At 67.4% G+C, this 22,383-nt stretch carries 22 protein-coding genes, 1 pseudogene and 1 other annotated feature; of the genes and pseudogenes, 14 read left to right on the top strand and 9 right to left on the bottom strand.

The annotated features are described in order from the left end of the window. Window positions 1-97: a sequence feature (AL1L pseudoknot), on the bottom strand. This feature is flagged as partial in the annotation. Together RQP53_RS24090 and RQP53_RS24085 are read right to left on the bottom strand one after the other, a co-directional pair. Further along, window positions 1-375: pseudogene (locus tag RQP53_RS24090) on the bottom strand (transposase); the annotation flags it as partial. (Overlaps the previous feature by 97 nt.) A gap of 308 nt (window positions 376-683) precedes the next feature. Then, entirely contained in the window at window positions 684-905 is a 222-nt protein-coding gene (locus RQP53_RS24085; protein WP_315653284.1) for a TIGR02450 family Trp-rich protein, read from the bottom strand. A 142-nt stretch (window positions 906-1,047) separates the two neighbouring features. On the opposite strand from RQP53_RS24085, the gene RQP53_RS24080 reads away from it, so the two are divergent. Next, the gene (locus RQP53_RS24080) at window positions 1,048-2,055 is read left to right on the top strand and encodes an NAD(P)/FAD-dependent oxidoreductase (RefSeq protein ID WP_315653283.1); all 1,008 of its coding nucleotides are present in this window, start codon (window positions 1,048-1,050) and stop codon (window positions 2,053-2,055) included. 232 nt (window positions 2,056-2,287) lie between these two features. On the opposite strand, the gene RQP53_RS24075 is transcribed toward RQP53_RS24080, so the two are convergent. Together RQP53_RS24075 and RQP53_RS24070 are read right to left on the bottom strand one after the other, a co-directional pair. Continuing rightward, complete coding sequence (locus RQP53_RS24075; RefSeq protein ID WP_315653282.1) at window positions 2,288-3,064, bottom strand: M23 family metallopeptidase; 777 nt, start codon at window positions 3,062-3,064, stop codon at window positions 2,288-2,290. 101 nt (window positions 3,065-3,165) lie between these two features. Then, complete coding sequence (locus tag RQP53_RS24070) at window positions 3,166-3,771, bottom strand: hypothetical protein (RefSeq protein ID WP_315653281.1); 606 nt, start codon at window positions 3,769-3,771, stop codon at window positions 3,166-3,168. Between the two features lie 75 nt (window positions 3,772-3,846). On the opposite strand from RQP53_RS24070, the gene RQP53_RS24065 reads away from it, so the two are divergent. Next, window positions 3,847-4,233, top strand: coding sequence for a VOC family protein (locus tag RQP53_RS24065; RefSeq protein ID WP_315653280.1), 387 nt, complete (start codon window positions 3,847-3,849; stop codon window positions 4,231-4,233). Between the two features lie 809 nt (window positions 4,234-5,042). After that, entirely contained in the window at window positions 5,043-5,519 is a 477-nt protein-coding gene (locus RQP53_RS24060) for a CreA family protein (RefSeq protein WP_315653279.1), read from the top strand. On the opposite strand, the gene RQP53_RS24055 is transcribed toward RQP53_RS24060, so the two are convergent. Next, a complete protein-coding gene (locus RQP53_RS24055) occupies window positions 5,520-6,422 on the bottom strand; it encodes a LysR family transcriptional regulator (RefSeq protein WP_315653278.1) in 903 nt (300 codons plus the stop codon). It lies immediately after the preceding gene. Between the two features lie 92 nt (window positions 6,423-6,514). On the opposite strand from RQP53_RS24055, the gene RQP53_RS24050 reads away from it, so the two are divergent. Beyond that, window positions 6,515-6,727: a DUF1127 domain-containing protein gene (locus RQP53_RS24050; RefSeq protein ID WP_315653277.1), complete on the top strand. Its 213-nt coding sequence runs from the start codon at window positions 6,515-6,517 to the stop codon at window positions 6,725-6,727. A 12-nt stretch (window positions 6,728-6,739) separates the two neighbouring features. Here RQP53_RS24050 and RQP53_RS24045 read toward each other — a convergent pair whose 3' ends face one another. The 3 genes from RQP53_RS24045 to RQP53_RS24035 form a co-directional block, all read right to left on the bottom strand. Then, window positions 6,740-7,804 carry a lactonase family protein gene (locus RQP53_RS24045; RefSeq protein WP_315653276.1) on the bottom strand — a complete coding sequence of 355 codons (1,065 nt, stop codon included), beginning with the start codon at window positions 7,802-7,804 and terminating at the stop codon, window positions 6,740-6,742. 86 nt (window positions 7,805-7,890) lie between these two features. Further along, window positions 7,891-9,084 carry a DUF5009 domain-containing protein gene (locus RQP53_RS24040; protein ID WP_315653275.1) on the bottom strand — a complete coding sequence of 398 codons (1,194 nt, stop codon included), beginning with the start codon at window positions 9,082-9,084 and terminating at the stop codon, window positions 7,891-7,893. 291 nt (window positions 9,085-9,375) lie between these two features. After that, complete coding sequence (locus tag RQP53_RS24035) at window positions 9,376-12,009, bottom strand: TonB-dependent receptor (RefSeq protein WP_315653274.1); 2,634 nt, start codon at window positions 12,007-12,009, stop codon at window positions 9,376-9,378. Between the two features lie 175 nt (window positions 12,010-12,184). Between RQP53_RS24035 and RQP53_RS24030 the strand changes: the two genes are divergently transcribed. The 10 genes from RQP53_RS24030 (at window position 12,185) to RQP53_RS23985 (ending at window position 21,607) form a co-directional block, all read left to right on the top strand. After that, entirely contained in the window at window positions 12,185-12,847 is a 663-nt protein-coding gene (locus RQP53_RS24030) for a response regulator transcription factor (protein WP_315653273.1), read from the top strand. Continuing rightward, complete coding sequence (locus RQP53_RS24025; protein ID WP_315653272.1) at window positions 12,844-14,250, top strand: ATP-binding protein; 1,407 nt, start codon at window positions 12,844-12,846, stop codon at window positions 14,248-14,250. The genes RQP53_RS24030 and RQP53_RS24025 overlap by 4 nt, the downstream gene beginning before the upstream one ends. 124 nt (window positions 14,251-14,374) lie before the next feature. Then, complete coding sequence (locus RQP53_RS24020; protein ID WP_315653271.1) at window positions 14,375-15,937, top strand: AMP nucleosidase; 1,563 nt, start codon at window positions 14,375-14,377, stop codon at window positions 15,935-15,937. Between the two features lie 48 nt (window positions 15,938-15,985). After that, window positions 15,986-17,167, top strand: a complete 1,182-nt coding sequence (locus RQP53_RS24015; RefSeq protein WP_315653270.1) for a GGDEF domain-containing protein — start codon at window positions 15,986-15,988, stop codon at window positions 17,165-17,167. Window positions 17,168-17,379: 212 nt separating this feature from the next. Further along, window positions 17,380-18,690, top strand: coding sequence for a glycosyltransferase (locus tag RQP53_RS24010; RefSeq protein WP_315653269.1), 1,311 nt, complete (start codon window positions 17,380-17,382; stop codon window positions 18,688-18,690). Further along, on the top strand, window positions 18,687-19,322 hold the full coding sequence (locus RQP53_RS24005) for a TetR/AcrR family transcriptional regulator (protein WP_315653268.1): 636 nt from the start codon (window positions 18,687-18,689) through the stop codon (window positions 19,320-19,322). The genes RQP53_RS24010 and RQP53_RS24005 overlap by 4 nt, the downstream gene beginning before the upstream one ends. Further along, the gene (locus tag RQP53_RS24000) at window positions 19,319-20,191 is read left to right on the top strand and encodes an alpha/beta fold hydrolase (RefSeq protein WP_315653267.1); all 873 of its coding nucleotides are present in this window, start codon (window positions 19,319-19,321) and stop codon (window positions 20,189-20,191) included. Before RQP53_RS24005 ends, RQP53_RS24000 begins: the two co-directional genes overlap by 4 nt. Further along, window positions 20,188-20,619 carry a hypothetical protein gene (locus RQP53_RS23995; RefSeq protein WP_315653266.1) on the top strand — a complete coding sequence of 144 codons (432 nt, stop codon included), beginning with the start codon at window positions 20,188-20,190 and terminating at the stop codon, window positions 20,617-20,619. Before RQP53_RS24000 ends, RQP53_RS23995 begins: the two co-directional genes overlap by 4 nt. A 13-nt stretch (window positions 20,620-20,632) precedes the next feature. Continuing rightward, window positions 20,633-20,917, top strand: coding sequence for a hypothetical protein (locus RQP53_RS23990; RefSeq protein WP_315653265.1), 285 nt, complete (start codon window positions 20,633-20,635; stop codon window positions 20,915-20,917). 78 nt (window positions 20,918-20,995) lie between these two features. Continuing rightward, complete coding sequence (locus RQP53_RS23985) at window positions 20,996-21,607, top strand: GNAT family N-acetyltransferase (RefSeq protein WP_315653264.1); 612 nt, start codon at window positions 20,996-20,998, stop codon at window positions 21,605-21,607. A gap of 24 nt (window positions 21,608-21,631) precedes the next feature. Here the strand turns inward: RQP53_RS23985 and RQP53_RS23980 are convergent, their stop codons facing one another. After that, window positions 21,632-22,381 (bottom strand): TetR/AcrR family transcriptional regulator, encoded by a 750-nt coding sequence (locus RQP53_RS23980; RefSeq protein ID WP_315653263.1) that lies wholly within the window; start codon window positions 22,379-22,381, stop codon window positions 21,632-21,634. Window positions 22,382-22,383: the final 2 nt, after the last annotated feature.

Here is a 22,383-nt window from a genome sequence, read left to right as displayed (position 1 = left end):
GGCAGATCGACTCGACCCCAAGCTGCTGGCGGTGCTGGTCGATGAAGGCCTTCAGGACTTGATGCGGCGGTCGAGCTCCGCCTGGGCGAAAAACGCGCTGGCCAGTTTCAGAATCTCGTTGGCCTTGCGTAGCTCGCGCACCTCCCGCTCCAGATCCTTGATGCGCTGCGCCTCCGCCGTGGAGACGCCATCGCGCTGGCCGGAGTCGACCTCGTGCTGCTTCACCCAGGTGTGCAAGGTCTGCGGTACGCAGCCGATCTTGCCGGCAATGGACTCAATGGCCGCCCACTGCGACGGATGCTCTGTTCGGTGCTCCAGCACCATACGCACCGCGCGCTCACGCACCTCGGGCGAAAACTTCGGGGACTTCTTCATGGCTCCATTCTCCAGAGTTGGAGCCTCCTCGATACCCGGGGCGATTCACGCATCGCATTTGCACTCGACGGCAAAGACTTGACCATGGGACGCGTCGATGTTTGCGATGGCTATTTGCTGCTGCGGGGGACGCTGGCGCAGGGAAGCGCGACAGGCCACTACGTCGGATTTGGGCTGGGGAGAAACTCAGAATTGGGACGTTTCAAACTGACGAGGCAAAGATAGCGCATCGCCCACGCCTGGCGCTGGCATCGCGAACGCCGCCCGAACTGAGACAGCCCGCGCCAGTCCAACGGCCCTCCCGGCACTCATACCCACCCTTGCCGCCAGCGCTCCGCATCACGCAGTTCGCGCCATTGGATGCGCTGACTGCACCTCGAATGCACGGCTTCGATCTCAACCCACTCCAGCGCCTCACCGGGCGCGTCGGGCAGCACCAGGGCAGACACCAGGAAATGCTTCTCTCGACCCTCGGGCCGCACGGCCGTCCACTTGCTCAGCAACAGTTTCTTCGGGTGCACCGCGTTCATGCCGCGCACCTTAGCCGAGGCGCGGCCGCCCTGCAGAGCTGATGGTGAAAGAACTGCCTCGCTCGACGGCCATGGCACACCATCCCGCGTGGTGCGGCATCGCTAGGCACAATGACGCTCCGCTTTCTTCGCCTACAGCGCCATGCATACCCCCGCCCCCATCGCCGTGATCGGCGCCGGCATCGCCGGCCTAAGCTGCACCACGGCCCTGCAGCAGGCCGGCATGCCCGTGCAGCTGTTCGACAAGAGCCGCGGCCCTGCCGGGCGGATGAGCACGCGCCGTGGTGAGGGTTGGGCCTGCGACCATGGCGCGCAGTACTTCACCGCCCGCGACCCGCGCTTTCAGGCCGAGCTGGCGCGCTGGCTGGAGGCCGGCGTGGCGGCGCGCTGGGCGCCACGGCTGCAGGTGCTGGGCGGCCTGGGCGAGCACCGGCCCGATGCCGGCATCGAGCGCTGGGTCGGCCTGCCGCAGATGACGGCACCGGCGCGTTGGCTGGCCGCACAGCTGCACGTGACACTGAATGCGACCGTGACTGCGCTGCGCCGCAGCAGCGATGGTGAGAGGGCCCCCAGCTGGCAACTGCACACCGCCGAGCAAGGCTGGCTGCCTCAGCATTTCAGCGCCGTGCTGCTGGCCCTGCCGGCCCCGCAGGCAGCGGCGCTCTTGGAGCTGCATGCCCCGGCGCTGAGCGAACGCTGCTCGGCCGTGCGCATGCGTGGCTGCTGGGCGCTGATGCTGCAGTACCGCGAGCCGCTTGAACTGCCCTTCGACGCCGCTTTCGTCAACCGCGGCCCGCTGCGCTGGATCGCCCGCAACAGCAGCAAGCCCGGCCGCGGCGGCGCCGAGACCTGGCTCTTGCATGCCGAGGCGGAATGGAGCGAAGCGCATCTGGAACAGGCCTCCGAGCAGGTCGCCGCGCTGATGTTGCGGGCCTTTGCCGAGCACGGCGGCCAGGCGCCTGAACACTGGACCCTGCACCGCTGGAGCTATGCCGACAGTGCTCCTGCCTTGGATGCCGGCTGCGACTGGAACGCAGAAGCGGGCCTGGGCCTGTGTGGCGACTGGCTGCATGGCGGCAAGGTCGAAGGCGCCTGGCTCAGCGGGCTGGCGCTGGCCGAGGCGCTGCTGCGGGAACGTAGGCCGGCTTAGCCTTTCATGCGCGGCAGGTCACCAAACAGCTACTCATTGGTTCTTCAATCCACCGATGGTGGCATTTCGAGAGTCCGCACGGCTCAATCACCCCGCTCTGCCGACTCCCCTTCAAGCTTTGCGGCGACGCAATCGGCGATTGACGATCCCTCTTCTGGAGAGGGGATCCAAGAGCCCGTCTCGTTGGTGAACACCGCGCCCAGGCTGCCCCAGCCTGCATGTCGTCGTCCGCCTAGAGGGGGTCGCTTGGAACCCCACTCGGAGGGCTAGACGTCGTGCCATCAGGCCCAAGGCTTCGAATCCTCTGCCCACGCGGGGGCAGTGCCTGCCTCTGGATCAACCAGTGTCCATCCACCTGAGCTTCGTAGACCGAAAAGCTGAAGGGGACCAACTGCTGGGTCAGCGGATTCGGGCTGGACATCAGCTGAAAGTGCAGATGAGGACCAATGGACTGCCCACTGTCACCGACTTCGGCGATCGGCTGCATGCAGCGAACCATATCCCCGGCCTTGACCTTCAGCGAACCGCGCCGGGCATGGGCCAGGAAGGCATAGATGCCCGCAAATTCGACCGATTCGATGATGAGATGATTGCCTGCAAACTCACGGATGTCGCCGCCACCATTGGCCAGCAGATTGGCAAGGCGACGCCGCTGGCCAGGCGACAGAAAAGACGCCTTCGCCAGGCCCCACAGTTTCATCAGAAAGCTTTGCGGATGCTCGGGGCAGCCATCAACGGCCGCGACAACCCGCCCATCGAAGGGGCTGAGTATCGCCTGCCCCCAACCATGGTATTGCTCATAGGGAACAGCGGTCAGCAGTTCTCGCCATGCCGAGCGGCGCGTCGCCTTGAAGTGCTTGTCCAGACGAATGAAGTCAAGTGCAAGCTCATGCCCGGCTTCAGTTCCATCGGCAGCCACGTACCACTCGCCTGACAGCGGAAAACCAACACTCAATGACGGATGCATCGTGTCGCGCGCTGTTCGCGCCATTTTGGCTGACTTAGACATATCGGCCGGCTTGCCCACAGGCACAATCCGCCTTCCCTCTTGATGCCGCACACCTAACAGTTTACCCACTCTCCACGGACTCAGTCGATGTCGCCACCGCTTCACCGCGCCGCCGGCAATCCCAAGTCCACATGCTGCGCAATCACCATCCACTCCGAGTTGATGTGCCGCCAAACTATCAGATAGGGCCGCATCTGTGTCACGCCATCGAGTGTCAAGCGGTACTGGCCGCCATACACCTCGATGCCACAGTGGCTGGCAATACCGTTGAACAGGTCTTCGGTCGCGAAGCGTGCGCCGTGAGCAATCAGTTGCTCTTGCAGATACAGGCGCACCCATGCCTGGCCTCGGTAGGCATGCTGTTCCCGGCTTGGCGCAAGGACGATGGCGCTCGGCGCGTAGATCGTCAGGGCCTCATCGATGTTCCCGGCGTTCAATGCATGCAAGAGCTTGCGATGGCGCTTTCCAATTTCCTCACTGATCGCTTCGTTAACCCCCTCGGCGCACTCGACTGCAACTGGCGCCGTGACGGCGGTAGTCACGGTCGGCGAATGGCTTGCGCAGCCCTGCATCAGTGCGCCAAGAAGTGCCAGCCCAGCAGTGGCGAGCCGCGCGCGCAACAGCCCGCCACGCAGCGAATCGCGGCCCGACGTGGCGGAGTCGGCCTTGCAACTCTGGGCTGATACCTTCTTCTCGATGGGACGCATCTTTTAGCCATTAGCGGCTTGATCAAGAAACGGATGCTAAGGTAGACAGAGCGATTCAGCCACGGGGGAAAGCCGATGATTGACCACCTGAGCCTGCTGGTCAGCAACTACGCGCGCAGCAAGACCTTTTACCAGCAGGCCTTGGCGCCGACGGGCCATGCGCGCATTGTCGAACTGCCTACCGCAGCAGGCGCAGCTTCGCCCAGTGCCGGCTTCTGCCATGAGGACGGCAGCGACCTCTGGATACGCCAGGGTCAGCCGGTGCAGCCGCCGCTGCACATCGCCTTTCGCGTACCGAACCGCGCCGCCGTGGACGCCTTCCATCGCGCGGCGCTGGCGGCCGGCGGTACGGACAACGGCGCGCCGGGCCTGCGCCCGCACTATCACCCGCACTACTACGGCGCTTTTGTGCTGGACCCGGACGGCCACAATATCGAGGCGGTTTGCCATGAGGCGGAGTGACGCGAAATGAATCGTGGTTCTCTGGCTGACCGGCGGCGATCATGCCGATGGTGGGGAAGTCCGTTTCGCCGTTAGCACTGCGGCCTGGAGATTTACTGGCATATTCGGCTTCCGTTCGGCTTCCGTTCGGCTTCTGCACATGGACGGCGTATTTTCCCGCCGGCAGGGACGTAGCAGTTACTCGCTGAGAGGCTTGCTGTTTGGGAGAGAGCCCGCCGGGTTGTCGCCCCGGCAGGGCGAGTAACTTTCTTCTGCTGGCTCAGAAGAAAGTCACCAAAGAAGAACGCCTGAACGTGCGACTTGACCGAGCGAGTTGCTCGCTCGCGCTCGGACCGAGGTAGCGACACAAGGGGCAGCTGATCACCGCCAAACGGCTACACCGCTGGTTCGGCATGCTGGGCTCTGGAAGAAGACCGCATACCAAACAGCCGAAACATTTGGTGGCCAGCGCTACGGCTGTTGGCTGTTCTGCCAGAGACCAACATGCCGAACCGCCCGTTGAGCCGTCTAGCGGTGATCAGCTGCCCCTTCGTGCCTGAGCTTGCCCCGAGCGGTAGCGAGCGTGCCGCTCGGTCAAGTCGCACGTTTGAATTTCGGGCTCACTTCTTTGGTGACTTTCTTCTGAGCCAGCAGAAGAAAGTTACCCGCCAGCCGGGGCGGAATCCCGGCGGGCTCTCACCCAAACAGCAAACCTCTCAGCGAGTAGCTGCTCATACAAAGAAAACGGTGCTTGAGCGCCCGCACGAAGAGCGCCCAAGCTGACATGATCCGCGCTCAATAATCGCTCCATCCACAGTCCGGAGTTCCTGATGCGCGCCCTTCTGTCCCTCGCCCTGCCTCTCAGCCTGGCCTTCACCACAACAAGCCTGCATGCCGAGCCCATCGGCGAAGTCGACACCGTGTTCAAGTTCATCGGGCCGGATCACAAGATCGTCGTCGATGCGCATGACGACCCCAAGGTGCAGGGCGTGACCTGCTATGTCTCGCGCGCCAAGACCGGCGGCATCAAGGGCGCACTGGGCATTGCCGAGGACAAGAGCGAGGCGTCGATCGCCTGCCGCCAGACCGGCCCGATCAGCTTCACCAAGCCGCTGCCGCGCCAGGAAGACGTGTTCACCGAGCGGATCTCGCTGGTGTTCAAGAAGCTGCGCATCGTCCGCATGGTCGATGCCAAGCGCAACACCCTGGTCTATCTGACCTACTCCGACCGCGTCATCGAGGGCTCGCCGCAGAACAGCGTGACCGCGGTGCCGGTTGATCGCGCCACCGTCATTCCAGTGAAGTGATCAACGCTTTTGGCGGTGCTCAGCCAGCACCGCCAGCAGCTGCCTAACGCTGGGCGCCAGCGCCTTGCTGCGTCGGTGCGCAATCGCCAACTCGCGGTGCAGCGGCGGGTCCAGCGGACGCAGCTGTATGCGTTCATGCAAGGCCAGTTGGTGGGGCTCGGCATCGCCGTCCAGCGGCAGCACGGCGGCGCCATAGCCGGTGGCCACCAGGCTCTTCATCGCCTCGGTGTAGTTGAGCTCGATGCGGGCACGCGGATGGAGGCCGGCAGCGCCGAACCAGGCCATGGTCTGGCGGTAGATCTGCGAGCCGGGTTCGTTGAGGATCAAGGGCTTGTCGGCCAACCAGGCGGGCGTGATGCGCCGCGGCGCCTTCCACTGCGGCGGCAGCAGTGCCATCACCGGATCGCTGCGCCAGCGTGCCACCTGCAGTTCGGCCGACTCCTCCAGCGGCAGCGAGACCAGGGCCACATCGGCCGTACCGGCCAGCAGCCGCTCGCGCGCATGGTGCGTGCCGAGGATGCGCAGCTCGATCTCGACCTCAGGATGTTCAGCGGCCATCTGCTCCAGGACCGGCGGCAGCAGATGCACCAGCGGGCCGGTGCTGGCGACCAGCCGCACCCGGCCGGTCAGGCCCTTGGCGTGCAGGCCGATCTGGCGCACCGCCTCATCGGCGTCCAGCAGCAGCTGGCGGGCTCGCGGCAGCAGCGCCGCGCCGGCGGCCGTGAGCGCCACCACACGCTTGCTGCGCAGCAGCAGCGCCGCGCCCAGCCGCGACTCCAACTCGCTGATGTGCAGGCTGACCGTGGGCGCAGCCAGGTGCAGGGCCTGCGCGGCGGCAGCAAAAGTACCTAAGTCGGCAATCGCCACCAGCGTTCGCAGCTGATCCAGGTTGAGGGCTCGCATGGCGGCGATTATCGGTTTGATTCAGCTTTTCTGACCTCAGCAATCAGATCATTCAACTTTTCAAAACCAACCGTCGCCACGACCATGGCGGCATGAACAACGCAATCTGCCCCCCCGAAGCGGCCCGCGACAGCGCGCCCTCCCCCACCGGCATCGAGCTGCTGCTGGCGCCGTTCTACGCCCTCATCGAGCAGGCGGTGCAGCGGCGCCAGGCCGGCACGGCACGCCGCGCGCTGCAGCAGATGGATGAACGCGAACTGCGCGATCTGGGCCTGGGCCGCGGCGAGATCGATTACTGGACCTGAGCCAGCGTCGCCTCAACCTGGCAGGGCCGGCAGCAGGAGCAGGCTGGCCGGAGCATCGACTGTCAGCTGGTCCTGGAAGCGCGGCCAGCCCGACTCATCCAGCGCAAAGCGGCTGATGCTGTTGCCACGCTGGTTGCACGTGAACAGCCAGCGGCCGTCGGGCGAGAAACTGGCGCTGCGCGGAAAGCTGCCACGCGTAGGCTCATGGCCGAGCAGCTGCGGCGCCCCGTCGGGCGCGAGCGCAAACACGGCGATCGAATCGTGCAGCCGGTTCAGGGCGTAGAGCCGGCGGCCATCGGCGCTGATCAGCAAGTCGGACGCATAGCTGGTGTCGCGGTGGCCGGCCGGCAGGCTGCTCAAGCGCAGCTGCGCCTGCAGCGCGCCGCTGTCGGGGTCGAGCCGCAGCCAGACCAGGGTCGAGTCCAGCTCATTGAGCAGATAGAGCTGCTGCAGCAGGCGCGGATGGAAGCGGAAATGGCGCGGGCCGGCGCCGCTGGCCGAACGCCAGCGCTGCGAGGTCTCGGCCAGGCGCTGGGTCGGGGCAGCGGCGGCGTCGAAGCGCCAGCAAAACAGGCTGTCCAGGCCCAGATCGCTGCACAGCACAAAGCGGCCGCTCGGGTCCCACTGCGCCATATGAGCATGGGGCAAGACCTGCCCCTGCGCCTCGCCGGTGCGGCGCAGCGCCAGACGCTCGGCCAGCAGGCCCTGCTCGTCCAGCGCCCACAAGGCCAGCTCGCCGCTGCCGTAGTGCGCCACCAGCGCATGGCGACCAGCCGTGTCGAGGCTGATGTGCACCGGGCCGCTGCCACCGCTGGCGCGCTGCTGTAGCAGTTGGAGCCCACCATCCGGCTCGCGGTCATAGACGCGCAATTCGTTGGCCCCCTCCAGCGCCGCATAGAGGCGCCGCCCGCCGGCATGGGCGCTCAGCCAGCTCGGGTCGCCAGGGCCGGGCTGGCCGGCCAAGGCCTGCCAGTGGCCCTGCGCCAGGCGCAGGCGGCTCAAGCCGCTCGGCCCATAGCTGCCCACATAGGCATCCAGTGCATCGGCGGTTATGGGGCTGGGCAAAGGCTCGACCATGGCGGCTGTGGCGCGCGCCAGGCGCGCCGATGAGGCAAAAAGGGCCGCCAGTATCAGGCCTCGGCGGCGCGGCAGTGGCACGGCACTCACAGCCGCAAGCGCCAGCCACGTGCGGCCAGCCGGCGCACCAGGGCCAGCACCAGCAGCGCATAGACAGGCCCCCAAAGCAGGCCCGGCCAAGGCTGGCGCAAGGCCGCCGGCAGCTGCAGGCCGACCAAGGCCAGGGTCTGGAAGACGACGAAGGGAATCATGTAGGCCAGCAGCGGGTGGGCGGCAAACGGCTGCAGCCCACGCTGCAATCCACGCTGGAGGGCCCGCGCACCGCCTGCTTCGCCCGCCCCCATCCAGCGCTGCAAGGCGACAAACAGCAGCACACAGGCGGCAGCACTGAACAGAGCCCAGCTCGGCGTGGCGTAGATCTTGGAGATGCCATAGGCCGGGCGCAGTGCCAGGCCGACCAGCGCCAGCAGCAGGGCGAACAGCAGTGCTTGCTGCAGGCCGCGCCGCGGCTGCGCGGCGCCAAGCACCAGGCGCTGGCACAGCATGCCGGCGATGACCAGCAGGGCATGCACCGCATGGCCGCTCTGCCCCAGCAGCAGGGCCAGCACGCCGGCCTGCCCCTCGGGCTGGCGCCGCGCCACGGCATAGTAGGCCAGCAGCAGGCCCATCGCCAGCAGCTGCGGCCAGAGCCGCCCGGCCGCCAGCAAATGAACCAGGCAGCCGATCAGGTAGGCCCAGCCGATCAGGCCCAGGATGCCCCACCACTGCGGCTGCAGGCCCAGGCTGCCATCGGCACCGCCGCGGTAGCACCAGGCCAGCGCCAGGAACAGCAGGCCGCCGGCCAGGCGCCAGGGCCAGGCCAGCGGCGGGCCGCCGCGCAGCGAGCCCCAGACCAGAAAAGTGGCCAGGTAGCTCAGCAGCGCCCAGGCGGCGATGGGCAGAGGCATCGCGCTGGCCAGAAAACCACCCTCGGCATTGACCATGAACAGGCCGACGATGAGCAGGCCCGCCGTCCGCCAGCCGATGTGCGCGAGGCTGCGCAGCACGCCCTGCGCCTGCCGCGCTGCCAGCGCCAGCGGGATGGACATGCCGACGATAAAGAGAAAGGCCGGGAACACCATGTCGACGAAGCTCATCGCGTCGGCGTCGGCCGGGTAATGCTTCATCCAGGCCGGCAGGCCGGCGATGCCGTGCCATTCATTGACGGTGATCATCGCCAGCACCGTCAGCGCACGGAAGGCGTCGATGGCGGCGCTGCGGCCGCGGGGGGAATCGCTCATCGGGACAGTGGAGTTCAAAAAACGAGGCCTCATTGGCGTCAATTGTTGATGCTCAAAACACGCCAAATGGCAAGCACGGAGGCACTGAGTCACAGAGAAAAGCCTTTCGAATCCTGGCACTCCCTGTGAATTCCTCTGCGCCTCCGTGCCTCTGTGCTTGCGTTTCGAGCGCCAGCGACCGAGCAACAAGTAGCGCGCAAAACGCCAAATGCAACGGCACTGCAGCAGCACAAGAAGGGCATGCCACCGGCGCACCGGCGCATGCCCTTCCTAGGCCAAGGCGGGTGACGCTCAGTAGTTCAACGTCGCACGCAGCCCCACCATCCGCGGCGGGTTATAGCTGTTGAAGGTATAGCCGCCGGCCAGGCCCTGGCCCATCCAGTTCTTGACGATGTTGTTGCTCAGATTGGTGCCCCACAGCTCGACATCCCACTTGCCATCGGCGGCAGCCAATTTCACCGAGGCGTTCCAATTGGTGTAGGCCTTTTGATAGTCGCCGATCACCGGGTTGTCGAGATTGCGCACGCTGAAGTACATCTTGCTCTGCCAGCGCATGCCGATGTTAGGCGACAGCGTCATGCCATTGCCCAGAGCAAAGTCATGGCCATAGTTCAGCGCAAACGAGTACTTGGGCGCATAGGGAAGTTGGTGGCCGGTCACATCGAGAATGGCGCGGCCACGCTTGGCAGGATCGGTGCCCAGGTAGATGTCGGCACACTTGGGCGCGCCAAACTCCTCGCGGAAGCCACAGATCCAGTTGTCGTCATAGGTCGGGTAGGACGCCACCTTGGTGTCCAGCCAGGAGGCGTAACCCGAGAAGGTGCCACCCTGCCAGGGCAAGACCTTGAACTCCAGCTCCAGGCCCTGGATGTCGGCATTGCCGATGTTCTCGGTCTTCCAAGCGGTGACGATGTCGCAGGCCGGGTTCCAGTCGGGGCAGGTCTCGCCCGGGCGCAGCTTCTTCACACCAACGGCGTTCATGCCGGTGACGTGCATGTCCTTGTATTTGGTCTTGAAGTAGGTGGCGCTGAAGTCCAGCTTGTTGTCGTAATGCCGGCCCTTGTAGCCGAGCTCGAAATTGGTCGTCGACTCCGGGCCGTATTCGAGGAAGCTGAACTTCTGCTTGCTGCCGTCGGTGCATTCGCCGCCGCCGCAGGTGTCGAACTTGTCGCCGAAACCGCCGGGACGGTAACCGGTCGCCAACGAGCTGAAGACCATCTGCGTCTTGCTCAGGTCGTATTGCAGGCCCAGGCGCCAGGTCGCCTTGGACCACTTGGCGCTGTGCGTATTGACGACCGGCGTCGGATAGACGCCGAGGCCGGCGAAGGGGCCCATGGCCGTGCTCAGGTCCGTCCCGTTGTGCGGCGTGCACAGGCCCGGCGTGCAGGGTGGCGTGTACTTGCCGTTGTAGTACCAGGGCGTCGAGGCATCCCAGAGCCCGGCGCTGATGCCGCCGTTGTCGCTACGGCTGTCGCGGCTGTAGCGAAAGCCCGCGGTGCCGGTCAGCTTGTCGGCCAGTTGCAGATCGCCCTGAGCGAAGATCGCCTGCGAATCGACGCGGCGATCGGGCTGGGCATAGAACTGGCCCTGCGGCATCGCATAGGGTGCGGCGACCAGATTGTCCTGCGCAAAGTTGATCTGGTTCTTCTCGGCCAGCGAGAACAGCCCGGCGACATAGCGCCAGCCCTTGCCGTTTTGCTTCAGCTGCAGCTCATGGACCCACGAGCGGTAGTTGGAGTCCAGCGTGTAGCTGGCCTGGTCGATCGCGTGCTGGCGGCCCCAGTTGCCCCATTCCTGCATCGGGTCAACCTCGGCATTGATATAGCTCTGGCCGCCATCGTCGTCGTGCTGCTGGTAACGCTGCTGCTTGGCATAGGCGAGCTTGTAGCCCAGCTCGGTGCCCTCACCGAGTTTCCAGCTCAGGTTGCTGCGCACGGTGGCGATCGACATATCGATCTTGCCCGGCACATTGATCACCGCATGCCACTGGCCCTCAGGGCCGCAGGCATAGCGGGTGCCTGAGGCCATCTCGCAGTCCTTCAGGCCGATATCGCCAGCGCCCTTGTTCTTGAAGTACTCAAAGCCGAGCTGCCATTCAACATCGCGGTTCACCGCCCAGCGTGCGCTGAGCCGCGCCGCCCATTCATTGCTGTTGTTGTAGTACTCCGACGGATCGAGCTTGCGATTCAGCCGCTGGTCGGTATCGGGCTTGCCATCGGGGCTGAACGTGCCGTCGGGCTTCTTGATGCCGCGGTCGCGCAGATCTTGCTCCTGGTTCAGGTAGCTGTCGCGCTTGTCGACCATCACCGCCGCGCGCAGCGCGAAGCTGTCGCCCAACGACAGGTTGTAGGCCGAGCGCAGCTGGCGGCTGTTGTAGTTGCCGGCCTGTACGCTGGTCCAGCCATAGTTGGACTTGAAGTCGGGCTTGGCAGGAATGATGTTGACGACGCCGGCCGTCGAGTTGCGGCCGAACAGCGTGCCCTGGGCGCCGCGCAGCACCTCGACCTGGTCGAGGTCGAACATCAGCGCCAGAGAACCCTGCGGCCGCGGCGAATAGATGCCGTCGATATGAATGCCGACGGCCGGGTCGCCGATCTCGGTGAAGTTGGTCGAGGTCACGCCGCGGATGGAAGCCAGCACGCCGGAGTCACCATTGGACAGGCCCAGCTGCAGATTGGGCACCAAGGCGCTCAGGTCCAGCAGTTCCTTGACGTTGTCGCGGACCAGGTCGTCGGCCTTCAGCGCCGTGACCGACACCGGGGTCTTCAGCAAATCGGTGCTGCTGCGGGTCGCCGTCACCTGCACCTGGGGCAATTCGTTCTTGACCTTGTCCGTTGTGCCGCTGCCGGCCTGCTGGGCCAGCACCGGCATCGCTGCCGCCAGGGCCAGGCACAGGGGCAGTTGCTTGATCGCATTGCGCTTCATCGCCGTCTCCTTGTTGTGGTCCAGCGACTCTCGCTGGTTTTTAACTGGTATCAAATATCGACGAACTGCGATCAGGCCAAGCTCAAGATTTCATCAATGTTGCATCGCCCGCATCAGGGTTAGCCACAGTGGAGAAGCAGCGGGAATGCACGGCCCCTCAGGCTAGAGTGCGGCCATGAAAGTGTGTCTGCTCGAGGATGATCTGGTACTAGGGCGGTCTTTGCAGACCGTGCTGCAGGACGCCGGCCACGAGACGCTCTGGCTACGCCGCATCGCCGACGCCCGCCACTGGCTGGCCGAGCAGGCCTTTGACGCGCTGCTGCTCGATCTGGGTCTGCCCGACGGCAATGGCATGGAGTTGCTGCACGAGATTCGCCGCGACCGACGCCAGCTGCCGGTGCTGCTGATCACCGCCCGCGACAGCATCGAGGATCGCCTGCACGGCCTGGACAGCGGCGCCGACGACTATCTGGTCAAGCCCTTTGTCGGCGCCGAATTGCTGGCCCGGCTGCGCGCGGTGACGCGCCGTGCCGGTCAGTCCGGCGATGCCGCCGAGGCCGGCATCTGGACGGTCAAAGATCTGACGCTGGACGAGGCGCGGATGCAGCTGAGCCGGGCCGGGCAGGCGGTGGCGTTGTCCAAGACCGAATTCACACTCTTGCTGACGCTGATGAAGTTTGCCGACCGGGTGCTGACCCGGCGCGAACTGGAATCGCGCGCACTGCCGCACAGCGAAGGCCACGCGCTGGACGTCCATATGTTCAATCTGCGCCGCAAGATCGGCGATGGCTATATCCGCACCGTGCGCGGCGTCGGCTTTCTGGTCGAGCGGCAATGAGCAGCAGCGGCGCGGCGGCGGCCAGCAAATCGCTGTTCCGGCGCGCCCTGCTGGCCTTCTATGCCGTTGTGCTCGGGGCCTGGCTGGCCATGCTCATCAGCGAGATTTACGACGTCAAGATCGTCCAGGCCCGCAACGGCCAGGCCTGGAACCAGGTCTGGGCCGAGCATGTGCGGCTGCAGGCGCGGCTGTGGTCCGATCAGCCCGAGCGCCTGCAGCAGGTGCTGGCCGAGCTGGAGCGGCTGCGCGCCCAGGAATGGCAGCAGATGGGTTACGACCCGCCGACCATCCTCCTGCAACTCTGGCAACACGAGCGGCTGATCCACCGCTTTGCCTCGGCCGACATCGGCCGCCGCCCGCCGCCCGACCAGGCACAAAAGGCCAGCGACGGCGTCTGGCTCTATGTCGAACTCGGCGACGCCGAACGGGGCCTGCGCGTGCGCCGCTGGCAGGAGGTGCCCGGCGACTGGCATCTGGGCCTGAACGGCCTGGCCTACTACGCCCGGCCGCTGTTCTACAGCGTGCCGCTGGTGATGGGCCTGGCCTGGCTGCTGCTGCGCCGCGGCTTTCGGCCGCTGCGCCGCATCGGCCGCCAGATCGCCCAGCGGCCGGCGCAAGACCTGGCCCCGCTGCCGGCGTCCGATTACGTCGAGCTGGCGCCGGTGGTCGATGGCGTCAACAGCCTGCTGAGCCAGCTGCGTGAGCACCAGCAACGCGAGCGCGACTTCCTGCTCGACGCTGCCCATGAGCTGAAGACGCCGCTGGCGGTGATCCAGCTGAACGCGGAGATCCTTGGCCAGGCGCGGCCGGACACCGCCCGCGCGCAAGAGGCTCGCCAACGGCTGGACGAGGGCGTCAAGCGCGCCACCCATACGGTGCACCAGCTGCTCTCGCTGTCCCGCTCGGCGGCTGGCACCAGTGCGCTGGAGCGGCGTGAGCAGGACCTGGTGACGCTGTGCCGCGACCGCCTGGTGCTGGCCAGCCAGCTGGCGCTGCGCCGCGATATCGAGCTGGAGCTGATTGCGCCCGAGCAGGCCTGGCTGCCACTGCACCGCGAGGCGATGGCCTCGCTGATCGACAACCTGCTCGACAACGCGATCAAGTACGCGCCGGACGGCAGCCTGCTGCAGGTGAGCATCACGTCCGGCAGCGAGGCGCTGACACTCAGTGTCAGCGACCAGGGGCCCGGCATTCCTGCCGCATTGCGCGGCCGCGTCTTCGAGCGCTTCTACCGCCTGCCCGGCCAGGAACAGCCCGGCAGCGGCCTGGGCCTGGCCATTGTCGAGCGGGCCGCGGCGCTGCATGGCGCCACGCTCACACTCGGCGACGCCGACCCCGCGGCGCCCGAGGGCCGGCGCGGCCTGCGGGTCGATGTCCGTTTCGGCCTGCCCCCCGCCGCCTGAGCCTGCACCGTCACCATCGACCGGCCGTCATCGCCATGACGCAGAATCCGCTGATCGCCACCGCGAACGGCGCAGCCTGCGCCGCCCTCGCATCGGCCCCCTGGTGTTGACACAGGCCTTATCGATGACACGCAGCCCGCGCAAGCCGCCCAGCCCTTCCGCATCCGCGCCGCAGGGTGCCGGTGCGCCGTCCAGTGCGCCCTTCTTTGCTCCGCAGGCCTTTGAGGACCCGGCCGCCGCACTGCTGCAGGCCCAGGCCATCTATGCCGCCGGCGTGCGCCATCTGCGCCAGGCCTTGCAGGATTTCGTCGCCGGCGGCGAACCCGGCCGCGTGCGCGCCTGCTACCCCTTTGTGCGGCTGCGCACGCAGACGGTGGCACGGGCCGATTCGCGCCTGGCCTATGGTTTCGTCGCCGGGCCCGGCAGCTTCGAGACCACGCTGACCCGGCCCGATCTGTTCGGCCCCTATTACCTGGAACAGTTCCGCCTGCTGCTGCAAAACCACGGCGTGGCGCTGGAGATCGGCAGCAGCAGCGAGCCGATACCGCTGCACTTCGCGCTCAGCGAGCATGAGCACATCGAGGGCGAGCTGAGTGCCGAACGCCGCCGGCTGCTGCGCGATCTCTTCGACCTGCCCGATCTCGCCGCGATGGACGACGGCATCGCCAACGGCACGCAAGACCTGGCCCCGGGCGAAGCCCAGCCGCTGTCGCTGTTCACCGCGCCGCGGGTCGACTACTCGCTGCACCGGCTGCGCCACTACACCGGCTGCTCGCCCGAGCATTTCCAGAACTTCGTGCTGTTCACCAACTACCAGTTCTATATCGACGAGTTCGTGCGCCTGGGCCAGACGCTGATGGCCGCGGCGCCCGACCCGGCCACGCCCAGCGAGCTGGACGACTGCATCGCCTTCGTCGAACCCGGCAACCGCGTGCTGCGCCGCGCCGGCCTGGCCGCCGAGGAGGCGGACGCCCTGGGCACCGCCCTGGCCCGGCTGCCGCAGATGCCGGCCTACCACCTGGTGCGGCGCGACCGCAGCGGCATCACGATGATCAATATCGGCGTCGGCCCGGCCAATGCAAAGACGATGACCGACCATGTCGCCGTGCTGCGCCCGCATGCCTGGCTGATGCTGGGCCACTGCGCCGGCCTGCGCAACAGCCAGCAGCTGGGCGACTATGTGCTGGCCCATGCCTATGTGCGCGAGGACCATGTGCTGGACGAAGAGTTGCCGCTGTGGGTGCCCATCCCGCCGCTGGCCGAGATCCAGGTGGCGCTGGAGCGCGCGGTGGCCGAGGTGACGCAGCTGCAGGGCTTCGAGCTCAAACGCATCCTGCGCACCGGCACCGTGGCCTCGACCGACAACCGCAACTGGGAGCTGCTGCCCCACGGCGGGCCGGAACGCCGTTTCAGCCAGAGCCGCGCCATCGCGCTGGACATGGAGAGCGCCACCATCGCCGCCAACGGCTTCCGCTTCCGGGTGCCCTACGGCACGCTGCTGTGCGTCAGCGACAAGCCGCTGCACGGCGAGATCAAGCTGCCCGGCATGGCCAATCAGTTCTACCGCGAGCGGGTCGACCAGCATCTGCGCATCGGGCTGCGGGCCATCGAGCATCTGCGCCGCGCCGCCGCCGGCCAGCTGCACAGCCGCAAGCTGCGCAGTTTTGCCGAAGTGGCGTTCCAGTAAGGGCCAAAACACACCACAATCGGCCAGACCCATCTTCAACGACCGCCGATGCGCTTTGACATCCCGACGCTGCTGAGCCTCTTGCTGATCCAGGTGCTGGTCTTGGCCCTGGTGCTGCCGGTCTTGATGGGCTGGAAAGTCAGCCGCGCGGCGCGTTGCGCCCAGGGCGCCACCGCCTTGCAGGCCGCCGGCTGGCTGGCGCTGCTGCTTTCGCCGCTGGCCGGTTCGCTGCTGGAGCCCTGGCTGGCCGCGCTGGCCCTGGGCCTGCTCAGCGGCGGCCTGTCGGCGCTGTGGTGGGCGCTGCGCACCTGGCTGGGCGAGCGGCCCGGCCGCTGGCTGATGCCGGCGCTGCCGTTACTGCTGCCGCTGGGCTATCTGCTGGCCGCTGACAACTACCCCATTCGCGTCGGCCTGGCCAACGCCGGCCTGGGCCTGCAATTGGCGCTGCTGGCGCTGGCCTGCGGGCTGCCCCCAGGCGGCGGTGCGCCGCTGGCTCAAGCCGAGAGCCAACGCTGGCGCCTGCTGCTGCTCGTCAGCATGGCGGCGCTGGCGCTGGCCACGCTGTGGCGCGGTGCCGTCGGCGCGCTCGATCCAGCCAGCTACCCGACGCTGGCCAGCCCGCACCCGGTCAACATCAGCGCCCTGGTGCTGGCCCATATCGCGGTGATGATCAGCATGCTGGCGGTGCTGGTGGCCTGGCGCGGCGAAACCGAGGCGGCGCTGCAGCGCATGTCACAGACTGATGCGTTGACCGGCCTGGCCAATCGCCGCGCGCTGGTCGGCCGCGCCGCCGAGATGATGTCGATGGCACGCCGCTACGACGAACCGTTGGCCCTGATGATGCTGGACCTGCATGGCTTGAAAGCCGTCAACGAGCAGCACGGCCAGGTCGCAGGCGATCAGGCGCTGGCGCTGTTTGCCGCCTGCCTGACTCAGGTGCAGCGGATCGGCGATGTCGTCGGCCGCGTCGGCGGCGAGGAGTTCGCCGTGCTGCTGGCACGCAGCGATGGCCAGGGCCCGCAGGCCCTGGACGCCCGGCTGCGCAGCGCGCTGGCCGACCGTGCCCCGAAGGAGCTCGGCTTCGCCCTCGATTTCAGCGCCGGCTGGGCCAAGCTGCGCCATGGCGACCGCAATATCGAAGACCTGCTGCGCCGCGCCGAGGCGGCGCTTTACGAGGCCAAGCGCAGCGGCAGCGGCCGGCTGTACGCGGAGCCCGGCGTCGAGGACTGAACCGGCCCGGCTGCGCCGGGCGATCAGCCGCCCTTATTCAGAACCGCGATTTTGAGTAGCGAAATTGCTGGCCGCTGGCGGCAGCGGGCCTAAAAATGCGGGCTGATGAAACAAGTGCCTGAGCGCCGGCGCGCAGCGAGCCCATGCCCTCCAGGTGCCCTGCCCAGCTCACTCCGCTACCCGCTCTCTGGGCCTGCCCCGAGCCAGACACCATGACCGAGACCCCGCACTACCTGATCCTCACGGTGGGCACCACCGGCGACCTCCATCCCATGCTCAGCCTTGCCCAAGCGCTGCAAGCGATGGGCAGGCCGGTCACCGTGCTCAGCCACAGCATCCACGGCCCGCGCGTGGCGCAGCTCGGCCTGCCCTTTGTCGGCTTGGGGCGTGAGGAGGACTACGAAGCCCTGCTGCGCAACCCGGACATCTGGGACGCGCGCAAGTCCTTCGCCGCGCTGATGGGCAGCGGCTACCGCGAGGGGCTGACCGAGCTGGCCGCTTTCTTTCGAGGCCTGCCCGCGCGGCGGCGCCACATCGTCATCAGCCACCCCTTTCTTGTTCCCGGCGCCGCGATGGCCAGAGCGGCCGGACAGGTCGAGCGCGTGGTGGCGGCCTATCTGGCGCCGTCGAACCTGAAGAGCTGCGCCGATCCGCTGACCATCGGCCCGGTGGCCGTGCCAAGCTGGGTGCCCATGAGCTGGCGGCGGGCCTACTGGCGCTTTGTCGAGCGCGGCTGGATCGACCCGGTGGCGCTGGCACAGATCAACCCCTTGCGCGCGGCGCAGGGCCTGGCCCCGGTGAACTCCTTCCTGGGTCATATTGCTGAAGCGCCGGACCTGTCGCTGCTGCTTTTCCCGGCCTGGTTCGCTGCCGATGCGCCGGACTGGCCGCAGCCACGCATCGGTGGTGACTTTCAGCTCTTTGAAGCCAGCGCCGCCAAGCCGCTGGAGCCGGCACTGTCGCGTTTTCTTGCCACTGGACCGAAGCCCTTGCTGTTCACCGCCGGCACCGGCAATCGCCATGCCAAGGCCTTCTTTGCCCATGCGCTGGCCGCCTGCGCTGCGCTGGGCCGGCGCGCCTTGCTGCTCAGCCAGGACCGGCAGCAACTACCAGCCCAGCTCCCTGACTGGGCCTGCTGGCAGCCCTATGTGCCGCTGGCCCAGCTGCTGGGTCAGGTGGACGCCATCGTTCACCATGGCGGTATCGGCACCAGCGCCGAGGCGTTGCGCCAGGGCACTCCCCAGCTGATCACCCCGTTTGCCTGGGACCAGTTCGACAATGGCGCGCGCCTGGCCCGGCTGGGCGTGGCCCGAGTGCTGCCGGCCACGCGCTTGAATCCGCGTCGGCTGGCAAGCCGCTTGCGGGATTTGCTGGAGGACCCCGCGGTGCCCCAGCACTGCGCCCGCGCCGCAGCGCACTTCGCGCAATGCCAGGCGCCGCAGCTGCTGTGCGAGCGCATGGAAGCACAGCTGGCGGCCATGGGCTCGGCCGGCCAGGGCTTCAAACGGACGCCAACGCCATGACCGCTGCCAGCACCGCCGCCACCGACAGCGTCGCCGAGCGCCTGCTGCAGGCCGCCAAAGAGTTTTTCCTGGCCGACGAATACCACGCCGTCAGCACCCGCCGGATTGCCGATGCTGCCCAGGTCAACACGGCGATGATCCGCTACTACTTTGGCAGCAAGGAAGGCCTGTACGAAGAGATGATCCGCCAGGCGCTGCAGCCCATCCTCGACGCGCTGGATCAGCTGTCACTGAACGGCCCGGAAGGCTATATCAACTACCTGCGCGTCTACTACCGCACGATGGCGGCGACGCCGGAGCTGCCCAAGCTGCTGTTCAAGGTCGTCGCACTGAACGCCGGGCCCGGCCGGCGCTTTGTCCAGCAGTTGCTGGAGCGCGGCCAGCAGCGCGGTGCGCAGCGCCTGCAGGACATGCAGCAGGCCGGCCTGCTCGACCCAGAGCTGGACGCCGACGTGCTGCGCCTGTCCTTCACCAGCCTGGCAATGATGCCGATGCTGCTGCGCGACAACCTCGAAGCCCAGATGGAACGGACCATGGACGATGCCTTTCTCGATCGTCTGGCCCGCTTCAATGGCCAGATGTTTGCACTGGCGCTGGCCGCCAGCGTCCGGCCGGGCGAGAACGGGCCATGAGAGATTGGCTGATGCGCCAGGCACTCCGCGCCGCACGCCGCCGCGCCGGGCTGAACCAGCGCTTGCAGACGCTACCCTGGGGCCGGCTGGTCTATCACTCAGCCGGTGAAGGCCGCGAGGGCACGCCCCTGCTGCTGCTGCATGGGGCCTGCGCCGACCACAGCAGCTGGCTGGCCTGGCTGGCAGCCCTGCGCTGGCGCGGACCCGTGCTGGTGCCCGACTTGCCCGGGCATGGGGAGAGCACGGTGCCGCCTGACGCCGACCTGGGCATCAGCGCGCAGACCGAGCGCATGCTCGATTGGCTCGACAGCCTGGCAGTTCGGCATGTCCATCTGATCGCGCATTCGATGGGCGGCGCGATCGCCATCCGCCTCGCGGCACTGCGGCCGGCGCTGGTGCGCTCCTTGACCCTGATCAGCAGCGCGGGCGCCGAGACGCAGCCAAGCGAGCTGCGCCGCCACGTCGAGCGCGGCCACCCGCATCCGATGGTCGAGGTCGACAGCCTGCCGGACTATCGCGCCATGCTGGCCTGGGGCATGGCCAAGCCGCCCTACTTGCCCGGCTTTGTGCAGCGCTGGCTGTTGGCACAGAAGCAGCCACGCCGCACGACCGAGCGCAAGCTGCTGCGCGACCTGGCGCGCGACCAGGATCAACGCGCCCTGCTCGGCCAGGTCAAGGCGCCAACGCTGCTACTCTGGGGCGAGCTGGATCGCGTCGTCCACGTCGCTGACGCCGCCACACTGGCCAGCGGCATCGCCAACAGCCGCATCACCGTGCTGCCTCAGCAGGGCCATGTGCCCATGGTCGAAGCCGCCGCCGAGGTGGCCCAGCGGTGCCGTGAATTCCTGTTTGAGGTGGAGGCCTCATGAATCGTCTGACGCTGCTCACCCATCTGCTGCTGATCGGGCTCTGGCTGGGATGTGTGTTGACCGAGGCCCTGTTCGAGCGCGCCCTGCTGGGGCGTGGGCCGGCGGCCGAACTCTGGCTGGCCCGACTGCACTGGCGCGTTGACTTGTTCGTTGAGATCCCGGCTTTCAGCGGCGTTGTGCTCAGCGGTTGGCTGCTGCTGCACCAGGCCAGCGGCAGCACGGTGCTGGCGCTCAAACTCGGCATGGCCGCGGTGGCCGTGCTGGCCAATCTGGTCTGCGTCGTGCTGGTGTGGCGCCGCCTGCAGTGCGCCGAGCGCGGCGATAGCGTTGGCTTTGCCGCGCTGGATCGCTGGCAACACCGGCTGGGTGCCGTGGTCTTGCTGGGCCTGCTCGGGGCGCTGGCGCTGGGCTACCAACTGGCCGCCTAGAAAGCCCGCAATGATGGGGATTGGCTGGTTCCCCTTTGCACTGCTGCCGATCTTGCTGATCTGGGCCCTGCTCGGCCCCTGGTGCTGGGCCTTGCGCGCCGCCTCCTGCTGGGCCGATCAGCGCGCAAGCGCCCTGCTGGCCGCCGCGATTTCGGCGACCAGTGTGCTGATCCCGCTGGCCGCGCTGCTGCAGTCTGGTATCGATGCCGCTCTGGCCGCCTTCATCTGTGCCGCCCCGAGTCTGCTGCTCTATCTGGTGTGGGGCCTTGTCACCCGCCTGCGTCGGCGGCGCGATTGAGCTGGCACGCCGCTTGCATCAGGGTTTCTCAGGAGCCGTCCACAAGGCGGCAGATTCACCTGAGCCGGGAGCCCGATCATGCAAGCCCTTACAAGCCCCACCAGCCTGCACCACCTGTTCGCCCGCGGCGCGGCCGCCCAGGACGCGCTGCCCAGCGGCGTGCGCCCGCCGGTGCAGGTGCGCCAGCTGAGCTCCCGGGATCTGCAATGGCTGCCGGCGCTGGCCGATCTGCTAATCGACAGCGTCCACCAGGGCGCTTCGCTGGGCTTTCTGGCCCCGCTGTCGCGCTATGCGGCGCTGGACTACTGGCACAGCGTCTACGCCCGGCTCGGCCAGCAGCACAGCCTGTGGATTGCCTGCGAAGGCGATGGCCACGGCCCCTTGCATGGCGCGGTTCAGCTGGCCTTGCCAACACAGGGCAATGCGCACCACCGCGGTGAGGTGCAACGCCTGATGGTGCACAGCCAGGAGCGCGGCCGCGGCATCGCCAGCCAACTGATCGCCAGCCTGGAGTGCGCCGCGCTCAAGCATGCACGCAAGCTGCTGGTGCTCGATGTGCCGGCCGATTCGCAGGCCGAAGCCGTCTATCAGCACCTGGGCTGGCAACGTGCCGGCGAGATCCCCGGCTATGGCGCCTGCGCCGAAGGCCGGCTGCACGACACCGTGCTGATGTACAAGCAGCTGGGCTGATGGAATTCCGGCAGCCGCAGTCCCTCACTCGGCCTGGCTGACACCGGCCCGGCACAGCGCCAGCAAGGCGTCAATCCGCGCATCGAGATCGCTCAGCCCCGGCTGCTGCAGCGCCAGCAAGGCCACGCCGTGGGCGGCAGCCCAGAGCGTCTGCGCCAGCAGGCCCGGATCACGCCAGCGCGGCGCCAGCGGCACGGCGGCCAGCCGCTCGGCCAGCAGCGGCGGCATCAGCTGCTGCAACTCGTCGCCAGCGGCCAGCAGGCGAAACAGATGAGCATGGGCCTGGGCCCAGCGCACATAGGCGGCCAGCACCCGGCCCAGCGGCAGCAGCGGGTCGCGCCGCTCGGCGGCATCCGGCGTCATCGAGGCGCTCTGGGCGGCCAGCGTGTCCTCCAGGGCCAGCCTGGCGTCGGCGCCCAAGCGGGCCAGCAGCGCATTCTTGTCGGCGAAGAAGGCATACAGCGTGGCGTGCGAATAGCCCACCGCCGCCGCCACCTCGCGCAGGGTCAAGGCCTCAGGCCCCTGCTCCACCAGCATCTGCCGCGCCACCGCCAGGATGCCCTCTTCCAGCGAGGCCTTGTGCGCCGCCCGGCGCAGCTGCGACACGCTGGGGGCCGCCACCGCCTTGCCGCCCGCCTCGGCCGCCGCCTGGCGTTTTTTCAGCGGCCCTTCGGGCTTGCTGAGCTTTTGCCGGGTGCGCGGCACCGGCTTGGCCGTCGGCTTGGCAGCCGGGCCAGCGGCCTCCTCGGCCACCACGCCGCTGCTGCGGTGCAAGC

The sequence above is a fragment of the Roseateles aquae genome, from assembly GCF_032337115.1.
In the GTDB taxonomy this organism is placed as follows: domain Bacteria; phylum Pseudomonadota; class Gammaproteobacteria; order Burkholderiales; family Burkholderiaceae_C; genus Roseateles_C; species Roseateles_C aquae.
Note: the sequence above shows the minus strand (reverse complement) of the source record. Positions and strands in the feature narration are given on the sequence as shown.